This window comes from Salipiger marinus (genome assembly GCF_900100085.1).
GTDB lineage: Bacteria > Pseudomonadota > Alphaproteobacteria > Rhodobacterales > Rhodobacteraceae > Salipiger > Salipiger marinus.
On sequence record NZ_FNEJ01000005.1, the window covers coordinates 149,185 to 171,646 of the forward strand.

General features: G+C 65.0%; 17 protein-coding genes. 10 read left to right on the forward strand and 7 right to left on the reverse strand.

Annotated elements, in window-relative coordinates; all coding sequences use genetic code 11:
* Positions 1 to 108 precede the first annotated feature (108 nt).
* The 7 genes from BLR51_RS07275 to BLR51_RS07305 all read right to left on the reverse strand — a co-directional run bounded on the left by BLR51_RS07275 (position 109) and on the right by BLR51_RS07305 (position 11,100).
* Positions 109 to 2,754 carry a tetratricopeptide repeat protein gene (locus tag BLR51_RS07275; RefSeq protein WP_089845442.1) on the reverse strand — a complete coding sequence of 882 codons (2,646 nt, stop codon included), beginning with the start codon at positions 2,752 to 2,754 and terminating at the stop codon, positions 109 to 111.
* Positions 2,755 to 2,761: 7 nt separating this feature from the next.
* On the reverse strand, positions 2,762 to 3,577 hold the full coding sequence (locus tag BLR51_RS07280) for a Hint domain-containing protein (protein WP_165616762.1): 816 nt from the start codon (positions 3,575 to 3,577) through the stop codon (positions 2,762 to 2,764).
* A gap of 832 nt (positions 3,578 to 4,409) precedes the next feature.
* Complete coding sequence (locus tag BLR51_RS07285; RefSeq protein ID WP_089845446.1) at positions 4,410 to 5,453, reverse strand: tartrate dehydrogenase; 1,044 nt, start codon at positions 5,451 to 5,453, stop codon at positions 4,410 to 4,412.
* A gap of 738 nt (positions 5,454 to 6,191) precedes the next feature.
* On the reverse strand, positions 6,192 to 7,292 hold the full coding sequence (locus tag BLR51_RS07290) for a helix-turn-helix domain-containing protein (protein ID WP_242656676.1): 1,101 nt from the start codon (positions 7,290 to 7,292) through the stop codon (positions 6,192 to 6,194).
* Between the two features lie 207 nt (positions 7,293 to 7,499).
* A complete protein-coding gene (gene repB / locus BLR51_RS07295; RefSeq protein ID WP_089845449.1) occupies positions 7,500 to 8,429 on the reverse strand; it encodes a plasmid partitioning protein RepB in 930 nt (309 codons plus the stop codon).
* The gene (gene repA, locus BLR51_RS07300; protein WP_165616763.1) at positions 8,419 to 9,564 is read right to left on the reverse strand and encodes a plasmid partitioning protein RepA; all 1,146 of its coding nucleotides are present in this window, start codon (positions 9,562 to 9,564) and stop codon (positions 8,419 to 8,421) included. The genes repB and repA overlap by 11 nt, the downstream gene beginning before the upstream one ends.
* A 525-nt stretch (positions 9,565 to 10,089) precedes the next feature.
* On the reverse strand, positions 10,090 to 11,100 hold the full coding sequence (locus tag BLR51_RS07305) for a LacI family DNA-binding transcriptional regulator (RefSeq protein ID WP_165616764.1): 1,011 nt from the start codon (positions 11,098 to 11,100) through the stop codon (positions 10,090 to 10,092).
* A gap of 399 nt (positions 11,101 to 11,499) precedes the next feature.
* Here BLR51_RS07305 and BLR51_RS07310 point away from each other — a divergent pair, with 399 nt between their 5' ends.
* From BLR51_RS07310 to BLR51_RS07355, 10 genes are all read left to right on the forward strand, one after another.
* The gene (locus tag BLR51_RS07310) at positions 11,500 to 12,654 is read left to right on the forward strand and encodes a mandelate racemase/muconate lactonizing enzyme family protein (protein WP_089845455.1); all 1,155 of its coding nucleotides are present in this window, start codon (positions 11,500 to 11,502) and stop codon (positions 12,652 to 12,654) included.
* A 102-nt stretch (positions 12,655 to 12,756) separates the two neighbouring features.
* Positions 12,757 to 14,346 carry an ABC transporter substrate-binding protein gene (locus BLR51_RS07315; RefSeq protein ID WP_089845457.1) on the forward strand — a complete coding sequence of 530 codons (1,590 nt, stop codon included), beginning with the start codon at positions 12,757 to 12,759 and terminating at the stop codon, positions 14,344 to 14,346.
* A gap of 10 nt (positions 14,347 to 14,356) precedes the next feature.
* Positions 14,357 to 15,295 (forward strand): ABC transporter permease, encoded by a 939-nt coding sequence (locus tag BLR51_RS07320; RefSeq protein WP_089845459.1) that lies wholly within the window; start codon positions 14,357 to 14,359, stop codon positions 15,293 to 15,295.
* The gene (locus BLR51_RS07325; protein WP_230795697.1) at positions 15,292 to 16,200 is read left to right on the forward strand and encodes an ABC transporter permease; all 909 of its coding nucleotides are present in this window, start codon (positions 15,292 to 15,294) and stop codon (positions 16,198 to 16,200) included. The genes BLR51_RS07320 and BLR51_RS07325 overlap by 4 nt, the downstream gene beginning before the upstream one ends.
* Positions 16,197 to 17,174, forward strand: a complete 978-nt coding sequence (locus BLR51_RS07330) for an ABC transporter ATP-binding protein (RefSeq protein ID WP_089845463.1) — start codon at positions 16,197 to 16,199, stop codon at positions 17,172 to 17,174. Before BLR51_RS07325 ends, BLR51_RS07330 begins: the two co-directional genes overlap by 4 nt.
* The gene (locus tag BLR51_RS07335; protein WP_089845465.1) at positions 17,171 to 18,172 is read left to right on the forward strand and encodes an ABC transporter ATP-binding protein; all 1,002 of its coding nucleotides are present in this window, start codon (positions 17,171 to 17,173) and stop codon (positions 18,170 to 18,172) included. The genes BLR51_RS07330 and BLR51_RS07335 overlap by 4 nt, the downstream gene beginning before the upstream one ends.
* Positions 18,169 to 19,179: a CoA transferase gene (locus BLR51_RS07340; protein ID WP_089845467.1), complete on the forward strand. Its 1,011-nt coding sequence runs from the start codon at positions 18,169 to 18,171 to the stop codon at positions 19,177 to 19,179. The genes BLR51_RS07335 and BLR51_RS07340 overlap by 4 nt, the downstream gene beginning before the upstream one ends.
* The gene (locus BLR51_RS07345) at positions 19,166 to 20,404 is read left to right on the forward strand and encodes a CaiB/BaiF CoA transferase family protein (protein ID WP_089845469.1); all 1,239 of its coding nucleotides are present in this window, start codon (positions 19,166 to 19,168) and stop codon (positions 20,402 to 20,404) included. The genes BLR51_RS07340 and BLR51_RS07345 overlap by 14 nt, the downstream gene beginning before the upstream one ends.
* Positions 20,404 to 21,216: a MaoC family dehydratase gene (locus BLR51_RS07350; protein ID WP_089845471.1), complete on the forward strand. Its 813-nt coding sequence runs from the start codon at positions 20,404 to 20,406 to the stop codon at positions 21,214 to 21,216. Before BLR51_RS07345 ends, BLR51_RS07350 begins: the two co-directional genes overlap by 1 nt.
* A complete protein-coding gene (locus BLR51_RS07355; RefSeq protein ID WP_089845473.1) occupies positions 21,213 to 22,316 on the forward strand; it encodes a mandelate racemase/muconate lactonizing enzyme family protein in 1,104 nt (367 codons plus the stop codon). Before BLR51_RS07350 ends, BLR51_RS07355 begins: the two co-directional genes overlap by 4 nt.
* Positions 22,317 to 22,462: the final 146 nt, after the last annotated feature.

The window sequence follows — 22,462 nt, forward strand, 5'->3', positions numbered from 1 at the left end:
TGACCTCCGTCGCGATGGCCGGGGAAAACCGGCGACAGAACCTGCATCGGTGCGCTGGAAGGCAAGCTGCTCGGTGGTTTGCAGAGCCGGTGGCATTTCTGTCTTGGGTCAGGCGACATTGGCCCAATAGGCGCTGGTCTGTTTGTAGGGCTGCGGGACGTGGACCTGCACGAAGGGGGCGATGGCGTGCTGCGGCAGGATCGTCAGATCAGCGCCGCCGCTGTCTGCTGCCGTCAGATGCTGTGCCACCGCCCGGGTCAGCAGGCCCGGCCCGGTCTTTGACCATGTGTTGTCATTCTCGCGCCGCAGCAGCGCGTCACGGGCCATCAGCGCCGCGCGGCCTAGGGCCGGATGGCCCGGTGCTGCCGCGATGAAATTGTTGGCAAGCGACCCCATCGGCTCGCGCACAAGCAGCAGGCGCCGCGCTGGCAGCAGCAGCCGGTCGAGAGGCGCAAGGCGGCGGTCATCCGTATCCGCATAGACGCCGCCCCTGACCAGCAGCCAGCACAGACGGATGAGGTCCGATTCCTCCGCCGGGTGGTTGGCCATGTGGAACGCCCGCACCCAAGGCGCCCCCAGATGCTGCTGCAGGAACCGCAGCGCGTCGGTCCGGTCGAACAGCACATGCGTGAAGCCGGGCGCCGATTTCCATGTCTCGGTGAGCCTGCCAAGCGCGTCGGGCAAGGGAGGGCGGTCCCAATACTGGAAGATGGCGCGCGGAATCGCGGCCCCCGCAGGCTCTGCCGGGGGCGCCGGTTCGGGGCGCTGGCACCAGTTGTCCAGAACCGCCGCGGCGGAAAAGAACAGCGTCCCGGCGGCCCGGTCCCGAAGCCGCTCCGCCATGTCCGGCTGGATCTGCTCGCCCTGCCCCGCCGCGATCTCTTCCAGCAGGGTCTCGTTGCGCTTGGTCCCGAGGATCGTCAGGCTGAACTGCATCACCTCCCGCGCCCCGCTGCCCGGCTGGTCCGCCATCAGCGCGGCCAGCCGGTCGATCCGCGCCCGGTCGTTGCGGATCAGGGCAAGCTGCAGGCGGCTGCGCAGATGCCCCAGCGGGTTCGCCCCGGCCAGTGCTTCGAACAGCGCATCCGCCGCATCCAGCGCGCCCATCTGGAACAGGATCTCGCCCCGCACCGGCTCCAGCGGAGCGGCCAGATCGGGCTGGTCCGCAGCGGCGCGCGCCAGCAGATCCAGCGCCTCGGGGCCGCGTCCGCAGCCGGACAGCGTGCGCGCCTGACGGATCAGCAGGTCTGCATCCTGCGGCCAGCGGCGACGGCAGGCGGCCAGATAGCGCAGGGCAAGGGCGAACAGCCCCTCCTGCGCAAGGTTGCTGGCCAGCGAGGCCGCCTCCATCGGGCTGCGCGGCGCGGAACGGGGCTGCCGCAGCACGGCGATTGCCGCGGCGGAGCCTTGTAGCAGGCTGGCCGACTGCGCGCGGAACAGCCGCCGCTGCTCCTGCGGGATGCGGGCGCAGAGCCTGTCGGCGAGGCCCGCGGGATTGTCCGCACCCGACGCCAGCGCGCGCTGCACCAGCCGCACCGCGCTGCGACGGTCCAGCCGTCCGCTGGAGAGCAGCGTCGCCTCGACCGCCTGTGCCGCCTCGCTCCGCAGCGCCGCCAGAAGCTCCTGCGCCAGCGCGTGGCGCCGGGGTGCTGCCTGCAGCCGGTCCAAAGCCAGATCTGCCAGCCCCTCCAGCGCCCGGGGCCGCAGGGGATCGTCGGGGGCAAGGCTCCGCAGCAGATTCTCCGCCTCGGTGTGATGCCCCTGCGCGGCAAGCGCGCGCGCCAGATCAAGGCGGACCGCGCCGTCCTGCGGCGCAAGCTGCATGGCCTGCCGCAGAAGCTGCAGCGCCTCCTCTGTCCGGCGGGCACGACCCAGAGCCGTCGCGCGGAGCCGCAGCGCCGCCACATCCTGCGGCCAGCCCTCGACCAGACGCGCCGACAAGGCCAGAGCCACCGGCACCTCGCCAACCGCCAGCGCGGCAGTCACCCGCTCGGACAGCGCCCGATGCTGTTCGGGGGCCCAGTCCGGCAGGCTGTCCAGCAGGGTCTCGGCGCCCGCGCTGTCCCCCGAAGCCCGCAGCTTGCCCGCCAGATCCATCAGCACCCGCCGGTCGCCCGGCCGCGCCTCATGCAGCCTGCGCAAGACGGCGATCGCCTCTGCCGTGGCCTCCATCCGGCCCAGCACCTTGGCAAGCAGCCGCAGCACCCGCGGATCCTCGGGCCAGCGCGCGGCGGCCTGCTCCATCAGCGCGCGCGCCTCCTGCGTGGCACCCGCCTGCAGCAGCGCCTCGGCCCGGCCGATCAGGGCCAGATGCTCCCCCGCCTCGCCGCCGGGCATGGTCCGCAGCAGCGTCTCCGCGCCGTCGGCATCACCCGTCTCGCGCAGCGCTTCGGCCAGCGCGGCCCGCAGCGGCGCCGAAAGCGGACAGCGCCGCACCATGTCGCGCAGGAAGCTGACCGCGGCGGCGGGCGCCCCGGTGCGGCGCAGCACCTCGCCCTTGCGCACCAGCAGCCCCTCCTCCCCGGGGCAGAGCTGCAGGCCCTCTTCCACCGACCGCAGCGCCGATGCGTAATCGCGCCACGCCAGATCCAGATCGACCCGCAGGCACAGCGCCCCCGGATGCCGGGGCGCCATGGTCAGAACCTTTGCAATCGCCTGTGCCGCCGCAGCGCGCGTGCCGCGGCGGCGCAGGCGCCCTGCCCGGTCGAAGGCGTCCTGAACGGCGGCGTCGGGCGCTGTGTCAGGCTTGGGCATGCCGCTGTCAGGCGGCCTGGATCAGATGCGCGATCTCGGCCATGTCCGGCTCGGGGACCGCAATGCCAAGACGGGCGCGCAGGCTGGCGGGCAGCTGCCGCTGCGCTGACACGCGCGGGGCGGGCATTTCGGCGATCAGATGGTCAGCGCCATAAAGATCAAGGTATTCGGCATAATTGTCGAAGGCCTTGCGCCCGGTATAGTCAATGAAACTTTCGCTTGGTGCGCCATTGGCAAGGATCACGTCATGCGCCTCGGTCTCGATATGCCACCAGATGAAACTTGCTGGCATTTCGGACAGCGGCACGAAACGGATGCTGCTGCCATTGACCATTGCACCGGCATTCACCACCAGACCGTCAAGGATCATCCCGTGATCGGCAGAGACGACCAGATCGGTTTCGGGCAGGTCAGCGCCAAGCGCGCCTGCGGCAATCCGCACCGGTTCCAGCTTGGACGACAGGACATAGGGAATATTGGCGATGGTCTGTTTCGCGAGCCAGCGCACCGGAACGGCGCGGCCATCGGCGGTCAGCACCATGTCGCCGGTCCGCAGCGTCTCCACCGCCACCTCGCCCGAGGGTGTCGCGATCCGCGTGCCGGTCAGAAAGCAGTTGGCGGCGGTGCTCAGCGCAGGCTGATAGCTCGAGGTCGAACCCGCAGTGCCGACCAAAGAGGACAGATCGTCAGTGGAATCGTTGTAGGGGATATAGCCGTTATTACTGTATACGAAGATGCCATAGTCTTTGCCGTTAACATTGACGGTATATCCGTTATACAGAAATACAGAAGTGATCCAATAATCCTGTCCTGCAGTCAGCACGCCATCAGCACCGACATCCGTTACCGTATATGTAGCGGAATGATCCGATGCCGAATTCCAGCTCAGTGTACCGTCGGAGAGGGTCACAACGCTTAAATAGATATATTTGTTAGCCGTAAAATCAGCCATTCATCTCGTCCCTTCGCTTGCCCATTCCTGAATTTTCTGTCTCCCGCTCACATCCTCAGGCGCGATAGCGTTCGACACCAAGACGTGCGACAGTCATCACGCATCCAAAGACGTACCGACAGCAAGGCTTATTCCCTTTCGATTTAATACAGATTGTCTCATTTGGGTTTCAGACGGGGTCATCCGGCCAAACCGGTGCCTGACTGGGCGTTTCGCTTCCATAAAAACTACGTCTTTTCAATAGTTTCCGGAGTTTTCACCTCAGAACCGACGCGGTAACGCTTCGCTTACCAACCCGCGCCATATCGCAGCCCGGACTCTTTCAGATGCCCCGGCTGTCCAGCACATGCGCGGTTTCGGTGAAGTTGGTGACCCAGATAGACGAATCTCTGGCGCTCTTTGTTCGGCCAGCAGTGCCCCCACGCAGGTGGCACCGGTGAAGGGCGGCTTGCACACCCCCGGCGTGGCAGAGGATGCGCCTGCCCGCGCCTTAGGCCAGAGCGGCGAGCGCCAACGTCAGATAGACGGGGAATTCCGGCTGGCTGAGGATGATCCCGCCCCGCAAGTCAGGCGGCGGGATCGTCCATTCTTATATCGGCACAGACGACCCCTGCCCCATCGGTCAGCCCTGCCGCGCAACCGAAATCCCGATCAGACAGGCTTGCGCGGATGTCGGCGGCGACAGGGCTTGCTGTGTCCCCTTTCAGGCCTCGAGTGCGGCGATCACGGCGCCGGTGATCTCGTCGGTGGTGTTGAGCCCGGGGCGGATGCCGATGCCGCGGGCGGTCGCGGTCTCGATGGCGGTCAGCACGGCATGGGCGGCCTCGGCTTCGCCCAGATGCTCCAGCATCTGCGCGCCGGACCAGAAGGCCGCGATGGGATTGGCGATGTTGTGCCCGGCGATGTCCGGGGCGGAGCCATGCACCGGCTCGAACATCGAGGGCGCGTCCCGCTCGGGGTTGATATTGGCCGAGGCCGCAAACCCGAGACCCCCCTGAATGGCCGCGCCCAGATCGGTGAGGATGTCGCCAAAAAGGTTGGAGGCCACAATCACATCCAGATCCTGCGGCGCCATCACCATCTTGGCCGCCATGGCATCGATATGCATATGGCTGACGGTCACGTCGGGATAGTCGGCGGAAAGCTCGCGCGTCACCTCGTCCCAGAACACCATGGAGAATTTCTGGGCGTTGGATTTGGTCACGCTGGTCAGATGCCTGCGCCGCGCCCGCGCCTGTTCGAAGCCGAAGCGCAGGATGCGCTCCACGCCCTCGCGGGTGAAGATCGCGGTTTCCACCGCCACCTCGTTGCCGCGTCCCTGATGCACCCTGCCCCCTGCCCCGGAATATTCACCTTCGGTGTTTTCTCGAATGCACAGGATGTCGAAGCCCGTCGCCTTCAGCGGCCCCTCGACCCCGGCCAGCAGCCGGTGCGGGCGGATATTGGCATATTGGTTGAACGCCTTGCGGATCGGCAGCAGCAGCCCGTGCAGCGACACGGAATCCGGCACGGTCGCAGGCCAGCCCACGGCGCCAAGGAAGATCGCGTCAAAGTTGCGCAGAGTCTCGATCCCGTCCGCGGGCATCATCACGCCATGCTCAAGGTAATAAGCGCAGGACCACGGAAAGCTGGTGGTCTCCAGCGTGAAACGATCCTTGGCGGCGGCGTGCAGCACCTGCATGGCGGCATGGGTGACATCGACACCGATCCCGTCACCGGGAATGAGGGCAAGGCGGTAGGCGGTCATGGGAAGCTCCGGAATTACAGATCGATCAGGACGGGTGAGCGGCGACAGGTCGCAAGACAGGCTTCTCTGCGCAAATCTCTGCCAAGGCCAGAGGTCTTCCTGCCGCCGGTGGACAGTGTGTGGTCCCGCGACCACCTCTGGCGGGTGCCCCACACCGTGCTCCTTGGCCAGCCCAAGGTCAATCGCTGCGCCGTGCCCCGGTTGCGGGGGCAGGCTTTACCGCTGTCCGTGCTGCGCGATCTGTACAAAGCCCTGTACTGACGGAATTTGCTGCGGGAGTTCTGACATGGCACAGCCTGATCGGTTCATGGCGTTTTGGCCGTGAGGCGGGAGCATTCATTGGCGCTCGCACTTCTTTCGGATGTTATAACAGTAACCAGACTGCTGCTCTGCTTGCTGGCTGGGGCAGGTGGGTCATGTTGGTCAGCGTGGGACGGGCCTTCTTGACCGCGGTCAAGAAGGATGGCCTGGGACTGACTCGGAGATTGCTTCCCGATGTTGTGCAACTTGGTGATCAGCGCTTGTGGCACAAACGGCATCTGAGATGTTTCCTTGCGCTATAGTCGCCAAGTTGGTTGAAACGGTGGAATGCCTGATCAAAATACGAAAGGCTTTGGCTCTTCTTTGCGGTTGGCGTTCTGCTGACAGCAAACTGCGCAGATCTGGCCCCTGACGCCTGTCTTGCGTGACCGGTCAGCCGCGCGACTTGACCGCGGTCAAGAAAGCCAATGGCAAGGATCAAGCCGACAGCATTTTCTCAAGATACGCGCCGGGATCCTTGATCTGTCCTGCCCGTGGGATCATCTGATCGAAGGCTAGCAGCAGCCTGCCCGGTCCGGACCGCATAAGGCACGACCTGACTTTGCCCTCGCCTATTCTCAGCAATTCACCGAGGTCAAAGAGGAGAGCCTTTAGAGCCTGCACGTTGCGTGGAGCTACTGGAAAAAACCCTGAGACATGGTGAAATTCGTTCCATTCCATTTCCTCCGGGTTTCGGCATTTTTCATTCTGAGCTGAAGGGAGATGCAGCTGTTCACCGGGCCTTTCCATTTTTTTATCAATCTTATTCGACTCTATGTGCCGGACAGATTGTCCGTCCGTGCCGGACAGACAACCGGACTCAACAGGTTCGTCCTGTGGTGTCTGCTCTGCGGGAAGCGTGGGAGCATCTGCTGCCTCGCTTTCACCATGGCCGACAGCAGCTTCCACGTTGAAGCTGCGCAGATCGCGGATCAGGGCAAGGACGGTGTCCACGGTCAATGTCGCGCGGCGAAGCAGGGTTCTGATCGCATCGAGCTTGGACAGGTCATCCTGACCGAGGTCCGGCTGCTGCAGGACAGCAGCGCGCAGGGCAAGCGCTTCGGCTTTTAGGGAGCGCAGTCTTTCACGCTCCTCGGTCACCTGCCGCGAGCGGTCTGTCAGCGTCGGGTAGATGTCGATCAGCGGCTGAAGGTCGAAGCCAAAGGCATCCCGGATCCTGCCATTATACCGGAGCGGAAAGCGCTTGCCATTGGCCGAGTCCCGCCGCGTGATCAGGCCGCAGCCCGTAAGCCGGGCGATGCACCGGCGCAGCGTCCGTTCATCCAGACCGTTCGACCGATCCGCAAGGGCGGCGTTGGACGGGAAGACGATGGTCAGGGGGTGCCCGTCAGCCTTGGCCTTGTCCTGGTCTGCGCGGGGCAGAAAGCTGATCAGCGCAGACAGCACGGCGAGATCGTTCGGCGTCAGCCCAAGGTCTTTCCGCAGCGACCGCACAGGGGTGAGAAGCTCGTAAGGGCTGCGGCAGGGCAGGGGGGATCGTTCCGCCACGGCGGTTCGGGGTGAAAAAGCCTGTCTCATGATGATTTCGGTAGAAAAAGCTTCCCCGTTCACCGCAAGCGGTGTTGAAATCGGTTTGCTTTACGGGTATCAATCAGGTGTCGAGACTAATTGAGGCCCTTCGGAAGCTCCGCTTTCGGGGGGTCTTTCTTTTTCTGGCCGGTCCTCCTTTCTTTTCTCTGCTCGTTGTTCTTTTTTGGCGCCTTGACCGCGGTCAAGGCGCGGGTGTTACCCTTCGCTCATGCCGTCTGGACCGCGGTCAAGAAGCTCCGCGATCAGGTCTCTGATCGCGTCTTCCATGCGCGGCATCAGATCGGGATGAACGTCGAGGGTAATCTTGTTGCCTTTCCGGACCATCCGCACGCGGTCATCCACCTTTGGCTCCGGCCTTGTTGGCTTTGCGGGTGTCAGAAGCGCAATCGCCGCCTCCAGCCGGGCCGGGGCAGGGGCATCGCGGGGGATCCTGTCCTTGATGCGGGCAGCTTTTGCCGGGTCTTTCTCGCAGAGCCTGAACAGCTTTTCCCAGTTCCTGCGGCCCACGCCATGGGCGGGTCCGATGGCGCGGATCAGCTCGTTCGGGATGCCGGTCGCAATCCGGTTCATTCTGGAGACCAGCGATTCGTCGATCTGCAGCGCGCGATAGGCCACGGTCTGGGCGTTCTTTCTGGCCGCCTCGGTCTTGCCCAGCTCGCGGATGATTCCAGCGACAAACAGCGCCCGCTCAATGAAGGACGGGTCCTGTCTGGCATTGTTTTCAACACCTTGCGCGATCAGGGCTTCTTCGTCGGTCATTTCCATGACCGTCGCGCGCACCTTTTTGCCCAGCTCGCGGCAGGCGAGCAGACGGCGGCGGCCATAAACGATCTCGAAGCCGCCATCGGCCAGCCTGCGCACCAGCACCGGAACCTTCTGGCCATGCTCGCGGATCGACTCCACCAGCTCGTCCAGGCCATCGGAGGGATCAATCCGGTCCATGACGGCCGACATGCGGATCAGGCCGGGGTCAAGCAGCCGTGTCGCGTTCTTGTCCTCCTCCAGAACCGAGGCCTGAGCCCGCGCGACCGTGGGGCTTGTCCGGGGCAGGGACGCCTCATCCTCGCGCTGCGCGGTCTGCGCCATGGCATTCTTGAGCGAGTCGCCAAAAACCTTACGAGCCATGTGTCCGCCCCCATGCCTTCAGGATTTCCCGTTCGACTTCGTCGGTGACGCGGGACACGGATTCGATGGCCCGCTCATAGGTTCGCCGGTTCACGTCGCGCGGCTCCACCTCGAAGATGCTCTGCTGGGTGTTCGCGGCATCGCCCACGGCGGTCGATTTCAGGAATTCGGCGGGCAGCACCGCATCGCCAAGCACGGTGCGCAGCAGCGAGGAAATCTGCACCTGCGGCCCGTCGGTGTTTTCATAGCGGGTGATGAGCACGCGGACGAAGTTCAGCCCGTGTTCGGGGGCGTGGGATTCAACCACGCCCATCAGGTTGCTGGCCATGCCCAGAAAGCTCGCCAGCGACATGACGTCAAGCATGGAGGCGTTCAGCGGGATCAGCACGCCTGTCGAGGCGAAAAGGGCAGAGATCACCGAGAAATTGAGCTGCGGCGGCGTGTCGAAGATGACCAGATCATACTGGTCAAGCACCGGCTCGAGCGCCTCGCGGATCCGGCTGTGAAAGGTTGCAGCGCCGTTCCGGAAGCTGAGCGCCACCTCGAATTCGTATTCCATGATGTCCATGGAGGCGGGGATCAGGTCCACCGACGGGAAGTTGGTCTTGCGGATGATCTCCGAGGCGGGCAGGGGGCTTTCCGACCGGATCAGGTCGAAGGAGGTCGGCATGTCTGGGTCAAGTTCCGGTGTGACGCCGAAGAGGTTGGTCAGGCTGGCCTGACTGTCCAGATCGACCAGCAGCACCCGATAGCCGCGCAGCCCCATCAGCTGGCCGACATGCGCCACGGTGGAGGTTTTTGCCGATCCGCCCTTGAGGTTGAAGACCGTCAGAACCTGACAGGTCTCGCCGGGCCGCCGGTGCGGATGCTCCTCCGGTTTGATGCGCCCGGTCTCCAGCAGAACCCGTTGCGCCTCCACCATCTCTTCCGCGGAAAAGCTGCGGCGGTTGCCCCCCTCCAGCGTCCCTTCGGGAAATCCTTCGAGGTTTGACACGTGATGGCGGAAGGTGTTCTGGTTGATGCGAAGGAGTTCGGCGGCCTCGCGCATGGCAAAGCGGCGCAGACCTTTCTGGGCATCGGGCGGGAAGGTTTCTTCCGCATGTTCACGCAAGCGGCTGCCAAGCCGCTTTGACATGACATCAAATCGTTGAGATGCCCGAATCCCGCTCATCACTGCCCTCAAGTATGTTTTATTTTTTCTTACCTTAACAGATAACCCGGATAAATCCATCCTAAACCGTTGAGACGGCAGGGCGCGTTGAGCGCGTTTGGGCCTGATGAAAGGAAGTTGATAAATTCCAGAGGTTTATGCGCATAAACTCAGAAACTGCATGAAGATTTCGCCGCAGCGAGGCGCTGCCTGCGCTGACCAAGCCCTCCGCTCTCGCTATGGGAGATCCGGCACGATTCTCTCGCGTGACGCGGTCAAAGCCGATCACAGGGCTTTGTCAGGTGCTCGGGCCAGCGCAACCCGTCACTCGGTTGATGGTCAGCGCCTGCATCCCCCCGAAGTAAAACCCTTAGGGTGACAGTACGGCTCGCCACCGGGCGGAAGGGCCGAATGTTGCGGGCCATGGGGCAGGGCGGCACGACCCCGTTCCGGCAGCACCGGTCAGATGTCGCTGGGCCGTCCTGCGGAGTGTCGCGATCCGTGTGGGGCTTACTCTGCGCCGGTGATCCGCGGAGCGCTTGAGGCGCGGATGACCAGCTCGCCCGGGAGCGAATAGAGCTTGGGTGTTGTCGGCCCGTCTTCGGTCAGCAGGCGTGTGGTCGTCTCGGCGATCGCCGAGACCGGCTGGCGGTAGGTCGTCAGAGAATAGTTCGGCCATGCTGCCATCGGGATGTCGTCGAAGCCCACCACGCCGACGCCCGCGCCTCGCGGGTCGGTGCGCAGCGCGTCGATTCCGCCAAGCGCAAGGATGTCGGAGGTGAAGAAGATGGCGTCCGGTTCGTCCGCAAGCAGATCCAGCGCGCTGTCCCATCCCGCCTCGTAGCTGAACGCCTCGTGCGATACGGTGCGGGTCAGGCGCATTCCCAGCTCGGCGAGCCGCGAGGTGAAGGCGCTGTAACGCAGCATCCCGATTCCCGAACTGGTCATCCCGGCCACATGGCCGATCCTGCGGTGCCCGGCCTCGTAAAGATGATCCACCAGCAGCCGCGCGCCAAGGGCGTTGTCGCAGCAGACCGACGCGATGTCCTCGTGGCCGATGCGGTTCAGCAGCACCGCCTTGCGGCCTTCGGTGATGCGGGTGAGCATGCGCGAATTCAGCATGGTCGAGGCGATCACCACAACCGCGTCGACATTGTAGGTATGGATCGCGACCAGCTGCTTCTCGATCTCGGCGCCCGGCGTCACGTTGAACAGCAGGCTCTGCAGCCCGGCGCGCTGCAGGGCCTGCGTGAGCTTCTCGATCAGCGCGGGGTAAAAGGGATTGCGCATGTCGGACACCACGATGCCGACGATATTCGTGCGTCTTTTGGTGAGCATCGAGGCGATGGCGTTCGGCTGGTAGCCATATTCCCGCGCCTGCATCAGGATCCGTTCGCGCAGGTCGCGCGCGATGCTGCTGCCGGGCGTGAAGGCGCGCGAGACCGCGGACTGGCTGACCCCGATGAGGGCCGCCAGTTCCCGCGACGTCATCGGCTTCTTGGTGGATTTCGAATGGTCCATCAAACCCTGTTCCCGGCCGTCTTTGCATGGTCCGTCGCGTGCGGCGGGCGGGTCGCCGCGAGCCGACATAGTGATAGAGAAAATTCATTTGCGCACCAGAAGAATCTGATTCTGCATCCGGATGCACATTTCTGCGTTACGTTCGTCAGCGAAGGCGGGCGGATGAAGTTCCGGCGCAGAAGGCGCTCCGGATCGGTGGGCTGGCGGGCCGAATTTTGCACTAAACACCTGTAATTCAGAAATTTAGGGTACGGATCGGCGCAAGGGCCAACCCAGTCCGGACGTCCATTCCATACTTCCTTTCTGAAAAACAGCATCAATCGTTGCATCCGGAAGCATTGTCTGGTTTCGTGATGCCGAGGAAGCTGGCCATGCCGGTGACTAGGGAGGGAAATACTCATGCTGACCGCGACGGCGCATGAGCGGCCGGATCTGCACACGCGGTCCGGCGGCGACAGGATCACGTCCATCGAGGCTTTTCAGGTGACCTGGCGTCCGGGGGATCCGCCCGGGCGGCGCACGGCCTTCGTGCGGGTCCGCACCGAAGGCGGGTTCACCGGCTATGGCGAGGCCTCGCCGATGATGGGCGGAGAGCACAGCCTGATGGTCGTGCGCGATTTTGCGGGCAGCCTTGTCGGGGCTGATCCGTTCGATCAGGCGGTCATCTCGGACAGGCTTCTGCACCGCTACATCAAGCTGGGGCCCGAAGGTGCTGTGACGGGGGCGCTTGCGGCGCTGGACATCGCGCTCTGGGATCTCAAGGGCAAGATCCTTGGCCTGCCGGTCCACAAGCTGCTTGGCGGGGCATGGCGCACATCGCTGCCCTTCTACGCCTCGGTCGGGGGCAACGCGGGGCGCAGCGTCGACGAGGTGCTGCGCACGGTCGAGGCGCGCTGGAAGACCGAGACACCCGCCGCGATCAAGATCCGTTGGGATGGCGACCGCACGCGGCAGGACCATGACATCGCGGGCGATATCGAAAAGGCCCGTGCGGTGCGCAGGCTGGTGGGCGACGGCTTCCCGCTCGCCTTCGATGCCAACAATCAATACTCGGTCGGCGGCGCGATCCGGGTCGGTCGGGCGCTGGAGGATCTGGGATATCTCTGGTTCGAGGAACCGGTCCAGCATTACGACGTGCGCGCCATGGGAGAGGTTGCGCAGCGGCTCGACATCACGGTGTCGGCGGCGGAACAGACCTACACGACACAGGCGCTGGTCGACATGATCAATGCCGGGGTGCGCATGGTTCAGCCCGACATCATCAAGATGGGGGGCATCACCGGTCTCATGCAATGCGCGGCGATCTGCTTTGCGCATGGGGTCGAACTGGTGCCGCACCAGACCCAGCCGGGCATCGGGCATGTGGCCAACCTGCATGTGCTGTCGACGCTGATGCACAACACCAAACCCGCCGAATTCGCTGATCCGGATGACCGGATGCATGTGGCTTTCGGCAATCCGCCACGGCCCGAGAATGGGGAGTTCACGGTGCCGCAGGGTCCGGGGCTGGGCCTGCAGGTGCAGGACGAGGAGCTTGATCGGCGCCGCATGTGAGGCGTCACGCAAGGCACCCGGACCCGCTGGTCCCGGGACGCACGGCCCGCCCGAACCGAAACCACCGGGAGCGCGGGACATACCAAGGGAGGAGAAGGACAGATGATTACAAGAAGGACCCTACTCGGGACCGCGATGGCGGCCACCGCGACAGGACTCTACGCGCCGCGAGTGCGCGCCGCCGAACCGGACACGCTGCGCTTTGCCAATTCCGCGGGCGGCCCGCGCAAGCTTGATCCCAACCAGATCACCCAAGGCGCCGACAGCTGGGCCGCCGCGCAGGTGTTCGAATACCTCGCGCAGCCCGCGGATGGCGATTTCGGCAAGACCCCGGACGAGTTCGAACCGTGGCTGGCGGAAAGCTGGACCACCTCGGACGACGCGCGGACATGGGTGTTCACCCTGCGTCAGGGCGTGCAGTTCCATGGCGGCTATGGCGAGATGACTTCGGAGGACGTGGCGCGTTCGTTCATCCGGGCCCGCGACGAAGGCGTCGACAGCTCGAATTACGAGAACATCGTCAGCGCCGAGCCCTCCGGCAAATACGAGGTGACGGTCACCCTGAAGAACCCCGATCCGCTGTTCCTCGGCTCGACGGTCTTCACCCGGCGGACGATGATCATCTCCAAGAAGGCCGAGCAAGAGCTTGGCGAGGCCTTCGCCACGCAGGCCGTGGGCACCGGTCCCTACGAGCTGGAACGGTTCGACAGCGAGCAGGGCATCTTCCTCAGCCGGTTCGAGGATTACTGGGGCGAGCCTGCGAATATTGCCAAGGTCGAGTGCCTCTATATCGCCGACACGACGGCGCGGACGCTGGCGCTGATCTCGGGCGAGGTCGACATGGCCGAAGGGGTACGTCAGCCCGGCTGGATCCAGCAGATGCAGCAGCAGAAGCCGGATCTGCAGTTCGACATGACCGTGCCCGGCTCGTTCAACACGCTGTTCTTCAACCTGTCGAAGGATCCGCTGCAGAACAAGATGGTGCGTCAGGCGATTGCCCATGGCATCGACAAGCAGATGATCGTCGACGCCCTGCAGCCGATGTCGCGGATGGTCTACACGCTCAATCCGCCGAACTACCCGACCGGCTTCAGCGAAGAGGACCTGCCCGAGGAGCTGCGCTACGAATACAACCCGGAAAAGGCAAAGGCGCTGCTCAAGGAGGCGGGGTTTGGCGGCGGGCTCACCATTCCGGTGAACACCTCCAAGCGCGAGGACTATTCCACCCAGCATCTCATCATTCAGGAGATGCTGCGGGCCATCGACGTGAACATCGAGCTGACCATCATGGATCATTCGGCGTATCACGGCTCCAACCGGCAGAACGCGAACACGCTGAACATCAACTCGTGGTCGCTGCCGCCGGTCCCGCTGTTTGTCTACAACGTCTATGCCTCTTCCGCGGCCAACATGAATGCCGAAGGCACCGGCGGCGGCAATTACTCGCATTACGGCGTGGAGATGGACGGGGTCGATCCGCTGCTGCAGGAGATGCTGCAGGCGACCTCCTTCGAGGGCTATATCGAGAAGGGGCGTGAGGTCGAACTGAAGATCCAGGAGGATCTGCCGATGTTCGGGCTGCCGACCCTGTCCTTTGTCGTCGCGCGCAATCCGCGCATCGACTTGGGCTACGAAGTCACGGGCGGCAACGCCTACTGGCGGTTCTGCCGCGCTTCGATCACGACGGCCTGAGGCACAGCGCATGGCGAAATATGTCCTCTACCGTCTGGGAGACGCGATACCCACGCTGTTTCTGGTCTTGACGCTGGTGTTCATCGCCATGCGCATTCTTCCGGGGGATCCAGCGCTTGCCGCGCTGGGTCCCATGGCGGACCCGGTCCAGCTTGCGCTTTTCCGCGAGCGCATGGGCCTGAACGAGCCGCTGCCCCTGCAATACATCTACTTCCTGTGGGACGCGATCCGGCTGGATTTTGGCAGGTCGTTCATTTCCGACGTGCCCGTGGCCGACCTGATCGCGCGGAACCTGCCGCACACGATCTATCTGACGATCGTCTCGGTCCTGATGGGCCTGTGTCTGGGCATTCCCTTCGGCGTCTTCGCCGCCACCCGGCGCAACCGTCCCCCCGACAACGCGCTGCGGATCTATTCGCTGATCGGCTACTCGATCCCGGATTTCTACCTTGCCGCGATCCTGCTGATCGTCTTCTCGCTCCAGCTTGGCTGGTTCCCCATCAATGGCGCGGGCACCGGTTTCTGGGACGGCCTGCACCACATCCTGTTGCCCGCGATGACGCTGGCGATGCTGAAATCGGCCTTCATGGGGCGGCTCACCCGCACGTCGGTGCTGGAGGTGCTGGGCCGTGACTATGTCCGCACCGCCCGGGCCAAGGGCGCGCGGGAGGGCCGGGTGATCTACCGCCACGGGCTGCGCAACGCGATGCTTCCGCTGTCCACCGGCATCGGCATCTCGATCCTTGCGACCCTGTCGGGGTCGGTGGCTGTCGAACTGGTGTTCAACCGCCCCGGCATCGGACGGCTGCTCATCGACGCGATCAGCGAACGCGACTACCCGGTCATTCAGGCCGGGGTGATGATGTTCGCCTTCTTCGTGATCCTCGTGAACCTCGTGATGGACGTTGTCTATGTCTTCGTCGATCCCCGTATCCGGATGAAATCATGACCGACCTTCGTATGGAGGAAACCTCTCCCGAGGATCTCGCCCAACGCGAGGTGCTGGCCGCCGAACCCGGCCGTTTCGACACCGTCCGGCGTGCCCTGTTCGAACGCCCTTCGACCTGTATCGCGCTGGCCGTGGTCATCCTCTTCGTGATCGTCGCCATCTTCGCGCCGCTCATCGCGCCCTATGACCCGCTGCGGCAGTCGATCCTGCAGATCAACAAGCTGCCGTCATGGGAGCACTGGCTGGGCACCGACCAGTTCGGGCGGGACGTGCTGTCGCGGATGATCCACGGCTCGCGCAACTCGCTGATCTTCGGGCTGCTGTCGCCGGTCTTTGCGGCCTGCATCGGCACCATTCTCGGGGTCTCTGCGGGGTATTTCGGCGGATGGATCGACCGCGTCATCTCGCGGGTGGTCGACATGCTGATGGCCTTTCCCGAACTGCTTCTGGCCATTCTCGTGGCGGCAGCGCTGGGGGGCAGCTTCTGGAACATCGTCGTCGTCCTGACCGCCGCCTTCACCCCCGGTTTTGCCCGCGTCTCGCGCGCCTCGACCCTCGCGATCAAGCAGGAACCCTATGTAGAGGCCGCCATCGCCGCAGGTGTCCGCACCCCGGTCATCATCTTCCGCCACATCGTGCCCAACATCATGGCCCCCATCGTCGTGCTGATGGCGCTGTGGTCGGCAAGCTCGATCCGCATCGAGGCGACGCTGTCCTTCCTCGGGATCGGCACCCAGCCGCCGAACCCGTCCTGGGGCAACATCATCCGCGACGGGCTCAACGCCATGTTCACGACGCAATGGCCGATCGTGGCAGGCGGGCTCGCGATCACCATCGTCGTGCTGTCGATCTCGATCATCGGCGACTCGATCCGCGACGTTCTCGACCCGGAGACCAGCCAATGACCGAACCGCTTCTCGACATCCGCAATCTCTGCGTCGACTTCGGACCGGCCAGCAAACCGCTGCGGGTCGCCCATAACATCAGCTTTACGGTCGGCGCCGGTGAAACGGTGGGACTGGTCGGCGAAAGCGGCTCGGGCAAGTCGATGACCGCGCTGTCCGTGCTGCGCCTCGTGCCCGAGGCCGCCCGCCTGTCCGGAGAGATCCTCTATGGCGGGCGCGACCTGCTGGCGCTGCCGAAACGCGACATGCCCGAGGTGCGCGGCAAGGAGATCGGCATGGTGTTTCAGGAACCCATGTCCTCGCTCAACCCGGTCATGACGATCGGCGCGCAGATCGAGGAGGCGATCCTGCTGCACGAACGGATGCCGGCCGCCGAGCGGCGCAAGCGCGTGATCGACCTGCTGCGCCTTGTCGGGATGCCCGATCCCGAGGCGCGGGTGAACGCCTATCCCGGGCAGTTCTCGGGCGGGATGCGCCAGCGTGTCATGGCGGCCATCGCCATGGCCTGCAATCCGCGCCTGCTGATCGCGGACGAGCCGACCACCGCGCTTGACGTGACCATTCAGGCGCAGGTGCTCGCGATGATGCTCGACATCCGCGACCGGCTGAACTCGGCGATCCTGCTTATCACCCACGATCTTGGCGTTGTCGCAGAGGTCTGCGAGCGGATCGTCGTCATGTATGCGGGGCATGTTGTGGAGGACGCAGATGTCCACACGCTGTTTTCCCGGCCCCGTCACCCCTACACGCAAGGACTTCTGCAATCCGTGCCTACACTGACCGACACGCGAAAGCGTCTATACCAGATCCCGGGCTCGGTGCCCCCGGCAGGGACGATCACCCAAGGCTGTCCGTTCCGCGCGCGCTGCCCCAAACGGCTGGACCGCTGCGCGGTCGAAATGCCGCCGATGGTCACGCAGGGCCCCAGTCATCGCGCCGCCTGCTGGGCCACGGCCATGGAGGCGGTGGCATGAGCGTGCTTGTGAAGATCGAGAACCTGACCAAGACCTTTGCCGATACCAGCATGAGCCTTGGTCCGAAACGTCCCCCCGTGCGCGCCGTCGACGGCGTCAGCTTCGAGGTGATGAAGGGCGAGGCGCTGGCCGTGGTCGGGGAATCCGGCTGCGGGAAATCGACGCTGGGCCGCCTGCTGCTGCACCTCATCCAGCCCGACAGCGGCAAGATCGACTTCGAGGGCGAGGATCTGAACGCCATGGGATCCGAGCAGATCCGCCGGATGCGCCAGCGGATGCAGATGGTCTTTCAGGACCCGTTCGGCTCGCTGTCGCCGCGCCGGACCATTGCCGACATCATCGCAGAGCCGATGGACGCCTTCGGACTGTCCGGCACCCGCAAGGAGCGGCGGGAGAAGGTGGCGGAGCTTCTGCGGCAGGTGGGGCTGCCGCCCGCCTACATGGACCGCAAGCCGCGCCAGTTTTCCGGCGGGCAGCGCCAGCGCATCGGCATCGCGCGGGCGATCTCGGTCGATCCGGCCTTCATCGTGGCGGATGAACCGGTCTCCGCGCTTGATGTCTCCATTCAGGCGCAGATCATCAACCTGATGCAGGATCTGCAGGAAAGCAAAGGCTTCTCTTACCTGTTCATCGCGCATGACCTTGCCGTCGTGCGTCACATCGCCGACCGCGTCGCGGTGATGTATCTGGGGCGGATCGTCGAACTGGGCACGAAGGAGCAGATTTATTCTGCCCCGCATCACCCCTATACCGAAGCGCTGCTGTCCGCCGCGCCCCATCCCGATCCCTCGCGGCGCACCGGGCGCATCATCCTTGAAGGCGACGTGCCCAGCCCGACAAATGTGCCGTCGGGCTGCGCCTTCCGCACCCGCTGCCCGCTGGCGCAGGACCGTTGCGCGAAAGAACGCCCGGCCCTGCGCGAGGTCGAGCCGGGCCGCGTGACGGCCTGCCATTTCGCCATGCCCCATCCCATCGCGAACCGGAGCACCGCGGCATGAGTGCGCTGACCGACATCACCGTGCTGGACCGGTCCGGCACCGTCGCGGGCCAGTTCTGCGGCAAGCTGCTGGCCGATTTTGGCGCCGAGGTCTGGCTGGGGGACGCGGGCTCCGCCTCCCCGACCATCGCCGCCGGGGCAAAGCCGGGCCGCGCGCTCGACATCCATCTCAACCTGCGCAAGCGGCGCGGCTGTCCAGCAGATCCGGATGTGGTGCTTTGCGCGCCCGACGAGACGGCAGAGGCCGCGCGGGCGCGGTTCCCCGAGGCGCTCGCCGTGCGCATCACCGGCTTTGGCGATACCGGGCCCAAGGCGGGCTGGCGCGCGCCGGAAATCGTGCTTCAGGCGCAGTCGGGCATGATGATCTCGAACGGCATCCGCGGGCGCGAGCCGCTTTATGGCGTGGCGCAGCGCGCCTCCTTCGCGGCGGGGCAGGCGGCCTATGTCCAGATCCTCGCCTCGCTGCGCGCGAGGCGGCAGGGGGCGGGCGGGGACAGCATCCGCATCGACGCGGCGGAAGTCGCGGCGACGATGTGTTTTCCCTATGTGCTGCAGACCATCTACAACGGCACCGACCGGCGTCGCGGCGATCAGGACATTCCCGCCGGAGAGGTCAAGTGCCGGGGTGCGTGGATCTGCCTCTGGGTCTATTCCAACCGCTTCGCCGCCTTGTGCAAGGCGACAGGGCTGGAGCAATGCCTGACCGATCCGCGATTTGCCGAGGTGGCGGAGCGCCAGCAGAACTGGCGGGCGTTTTTCGATCTGGTGCAGGCCAAGGTTGCCGACCGCGACCCCGATGCCTTTGTGGCCGAACTTCAGGCGATGAACATCATTGCGGCCCGCGCCTACCGGATCTCTGAAATCCGCGAAAGCCGCCATCTCGCCGCGCGCGGCTACTGGCGCCGGGTCACCATCGGGGGCCGGGATTACGTGCTGCCGGGCGCGCCATTCCGGTTGAGCGAAACACCCGCACTGCCGCAGGAGGAGCGCCGCCATGCTTGTGCTTGAAGGGCTGCGCGTGGTCGAGCTGACAACCGCATGGGCCGGGCCGATGGCCGGGCGCATCCTTGCCTGGTATGGGGCCGAAAGCGTCCATATCGAAAGCCCGACCCGCACCAACACGTGGAGATCGAACCGCGACGCTCCGTCGCCGCCGACCTATCCCGACCTTGATCCGGGCGCCCGGCCTTGGGACCGCTGCTTCACCTTCAACTCGCAGAACGTCAACAAGCGTTCGCTGGTCGTGGATCTGAAGACCGAGGACGGGTTTGCCGCCGTCTACAGCCTGATCGGGCAGGCGGACGTGCTGATCTGCAACTTCCGCCCCGGAATGCTGGACCGGCTGGGGCTGGGCTATGACAAGCTGCACGCGGAATTTCCGCGCCTCATCGTCATGGAAATGCCCGCCTACGGGCTGACCGGGCCGGATGCCAGCTATGCCGCACTTGGCCCCACCATGGAGATGGCCGCAGGCATGTCCGCGATGATCGCCTATCCCGGCGGGCAGCCGACAGTGACCGGGCCCAGCTACATGGATCCCATCGGCGGCTTCAACGGCGCAGCCGCGATCCTGACGGCGCTGCATCACCGCGACCGGACCGGGCAGGGCCAGCATATCGAGATGGCGCAGGTCGAGGCCGCGATGCAGTTCATCGGGGCGGAGCTGATCGAGGGCCGCGATGTGGTCCCCGAGGGCAACCATCTGCCCGACGCCGCCCCGCACAACGCCTATCCGGCAGAGGCCGAGGATGCGTGGATCGTCATCGCCTGTTTTTCGGACGAGGACTGGGCGCTGCTCGCGGCGCAGATCGGCGGGGCGGCAGAGGAGGCACGCTTCGCCACGCTGGCCGGGCGCAAGACGCATGAGGCGGAGCTTGACCGGCTGATCGCCGACTGGACCACAGGGCAGGACCGGCACGCGCTGGCCGAGCGGCTGCAGGCTCTGGGCCTTGCCGCGGCAGCGGTGGAGACGGCGCCGGATCTGGCCGCCTCGGCCTATCTGCACGAGCGGGACCATTTCACGACGCTGACCCATCCACACGCAGGCACGCATCCGCATCCGAACCTGCCGCTGCATTCGGAAACGGCGCAGGGCAGTGCCCGCAGCGCCGCCCCGGGTTATGGCGAGGGCAACGCCTATATCCTGCGCGAAGTGCTGGGTCTGCCCGAGGAGGAGGTGCGCCGGATGCTGTCCAGCGGGGCCTTTGCCGATGTGCCGGCGCCGGGGGTGTGATGGACATGCTTCCCGAACGGCTTGAGCTTACCGCCATCCTCGACCCGAAGCCCCGCTACAAGGGCACCAGCCACGAAGACGCCACGGCCCGCGCCATGGGGTTCCGGGCCGCGCTGCTGCCGGGGGTCTTTGTTTACGGCCACGCGACGCGCCTTGCGGTCATGGGCTGGGGCGAGGACTGGCTGGCGCGGGGCCGCGCACAGGTCCGGTTCCGCCGTCCGGTGCATGCGGGCGATCCGCTTGTCGTCGAACGCGGCGCGCTGGTGCGCGGCGCCAATGGCGTCGACGCGCCGGTGCAGGTGTCAAACGCCGACACCGGAGAGATCGTGCTGGACGGCAGCTTCGGCCTTGCCGACGCGCCCGAAGTGGCGCCCGCGCAGCTGCCGATCCTGCCAAGCCTCACCCCCCGCCGCCCCATCCTGCCCGGCGAGGTTCCGGTCGGTCTGCAGCTTGGTGCGGAGCCTTCGGTGCTTGATGCCGCCACGGTGCACGAATCCCTCGCCGATTTCCACGAGACCGAGCCGATCTATGCCGAACGGGGTCTGGTGCATTCGGGCTGCCTGATCCGCAAGACCATGGGCGATGCGCTCGGGAATCTTACCCTGCCGATGCCGGTCATCTTTACCGGTCTTTCGGTATCGCATCTCGCCCCCGCGCCGGTGGGGGCCACCTACCGAACCTCGTCCTGCCTGACCCGAAGCTGGGACGCGCGCGGCAAGCATTACTTCGAAACCGACGAGTGGCTGATTGCCGATGGCGTGCCGGTCGCACGGCATCTCCGCCAGAACCTATATGCAATGGACACCAAATGAAGATCGCGAAACTTGAAACTTTCTGCACCCCGCTGATCGGCTTCCTGCGGGTCACCACCGAGTGCGGGGCACAGGGCTGGGGGCAGGTCTCGACCTACAATGCCGACATTTCCTGCACGGTCTTTCACCGGCAGGTCGCGCGCCATGCACTTGGGGCGGATGCGACCGATATCGCCGGTCTGGTGCAGCGCATCGGCGATGCGGAACTGAAATTCCCGGGCACCTATCTGCGCCGCGCGACCGGTGCGCTGGACACTGCGCTGTGGGATCTGCGCGGCAAGGCCGAGGGCAAGCCCGTCACCGCCCTTCTGGGTGGCACACCCGGCCCGCTGCGGGTCTATGGCTCGTCCATGCGCCGCGACATCACCGCCGCGGACGAGGCCGCGCGTCTGTGCCACCTGCGGGACACGCTGGGGATCGATGCCTTCAAGTGGCGTGTCGGCAAGGAGGCGGGCCGCGATATCGACAAATGGCCGGGCCGCACCGAAGAAATCGTGCCCCATGTCAGCAAGGCACTGGGCGACGGGGTGACCAAGCTCGTCGATGCCAATTCCGGCTTCTCGCCGGCCCGCGCGATCGAGGTCGGGCGGTTGCTTGAGGATCACGGCATCAGCCATTTCGAGGAACCCTGCCCCTACTGGGAACATGACTGGACACGGCAGGTCACCGAAGCCCTGTCGATCGACGTGACCGGCGGTGAACAGGATTGCGAGCTGTCCTCATGGCAGTCCATCATCGGCGGGCGTTGCGTGAACGTGGTGCAGCCGGACGTGCTGTATCTGGGCGGGATGTGCCGCACGCTCGAGGTCGCCCGCATGGCCGCCGAGGCCGGGATGACCTGCACGCCGCATTCGGCCAACCACGGCCTTGTGACGCTGTGCGCCATGCACATCCTTCGCGCCATTCCCAACGCGGGCCCCTATCTCGAATACTCGATCGAGGGGCCTTACACCCAGCAATGGGCCGATCACCTGTTCGTCGAGCGTCCCTATGCGGTCCGCGACGGTCAGGTCGAGGTTTCGGACGCGCCGGGCTGGGGGATCGAGGTGGCCCCGGCATTTCTGGAAAAAGCCGCCTATGCCGTGACCGAAGCCGCCTAGGCCCGGTTTCGGAAGCTCTGGACATGATCCGCGCCGCCGAAAGCTCTGCGGAGGTCGGCGGCGCGGCATGAGAATGGCATGATTAACCTATTTGTCAGACCTTTTAATCTTTTGCCGCCGATGCTAGCCTCTGCGTCATCAATACA

What these genes read in the sequence shown, in the direction of transcription:
- BLR51_RS07320 (WP_089845459.1), top strand. Translation starts at nt 14,357, where the DNA reads ATGGCGAAATATGTCCTCTACCGTCTGGGAGACGCGATACCCACGCTG.
- BLR51_RS07315 (WP_089845457.1), top strand. Translation starts at nt 12,757, where the DNA reads ATGATTACAAGAAGGACCCTACTCGGGACCGCGATGGCGGCCACCGCG.
- BLR51_RS07330 (WP_089845463.1), top strand. Translation starts at nt 16,197, where the DNA reads ATGACCGAACCGCTTCTCGACATCCGCAATCTCTGCGTCGACTTCGGA.
- BLR51_RS07275 (WP_089845442.1), bottom strand. Translation starts at nt 2,754, where the DNA reads ATGCCCAAGCCTGACACAGCGCCCGACGCCGCCGTTCAGGACGCCTTC.
- BLR51_RS07285 (WP_089845446.1), bottom strand. Translation starts at nt 5,453, where the DNA reads ATGACCGCCTACCGCCTTGCCCTCATTCCCGGTGACGGGATCGGTGTC.
- repA (WP_165616763.1), bottom strand. Translation starts at nt 9,564, where the DNA reads ATGTCAAAGCGGCTTGGCAGCCGCTTGCGTGAACATGCGGAAGAAACC.
- BLR51_RS07325 (WP_230795697.1), top strand. Translation starts at nt 15,292, where the DNA reads ATGACCGACCTTCGTATGGAGGAAACCTCTCCCGAGGATCTCGCCCAA.
- repB (WP_089845449.1), bottom strand. Translation starts at nt 8,429, where the DNA reads ATGGCTCGTAAGGTTTTTGGCGACTCGCTCAAGAATGCCATGGCGCAG.
- BLR51_RS07340 (WP_089845467.1), top strand. Translation starts at nt 18,169, where the DNA reads ATGAGTGCGCTGACCGACATCACCGTGCTGGACCGGTCCGGCACCGTC.
- BLR51_RS07305 (WP_165616764.1), bottom strand. Translation starts at nt 11,100, where the DNA reads ATGGACCATTCGAAATCCACCAAGAAGCCGATGACGTCGCGGGAACTG.
- BLR51_RS07335 (WP_089845465.1), top strand. Translation starts at nt 17,171, where the DNA reads ATGAGCGTGCTTGTGAAGATCGAGAACCTGACCAAGACCTTTGCCGAT.
- BLR51_RS07350 (WP_089845471.1), top strand. Translation starts at nt 20,404, where the DNA reads ATGGACATGCTTCCCGAACGGCTTGAGCTTACCGCCATCCTCGACCCG.
- BLR51_RS07345 (WP_089845469.1), top strand. Translation starts at nt 19,166, where the DNA reads ATGCTTGTGCTTGAAGGGCTGCGCGTGGTCGAGCTGACAACCGCATGG.
- BLR51_RS07290 (WP_242656676.1), bottom strand. Translation starts at nt 7,292, where the DNA reads ATGAGACAGGCTTTTTCACCCCGAACCGCCGTGGCGGAACGATCCCCC.
- BLR51_RS07355 (WP_089845473.1), top strand. Translation starts at nt 21,213, where the DNA reads ATGAAGATCGCGAAACTTGAAACTTTCTGCACCCCGCTGATCGGCTTC.
- BLR51_RS07310 (WP_089845455.1), top strand. Translation starts at nt 11,500, where the DNA reads ATGCTGACCGCGACGGCGCATGAGCGGCCGGATCTGCACACGCGGTCC.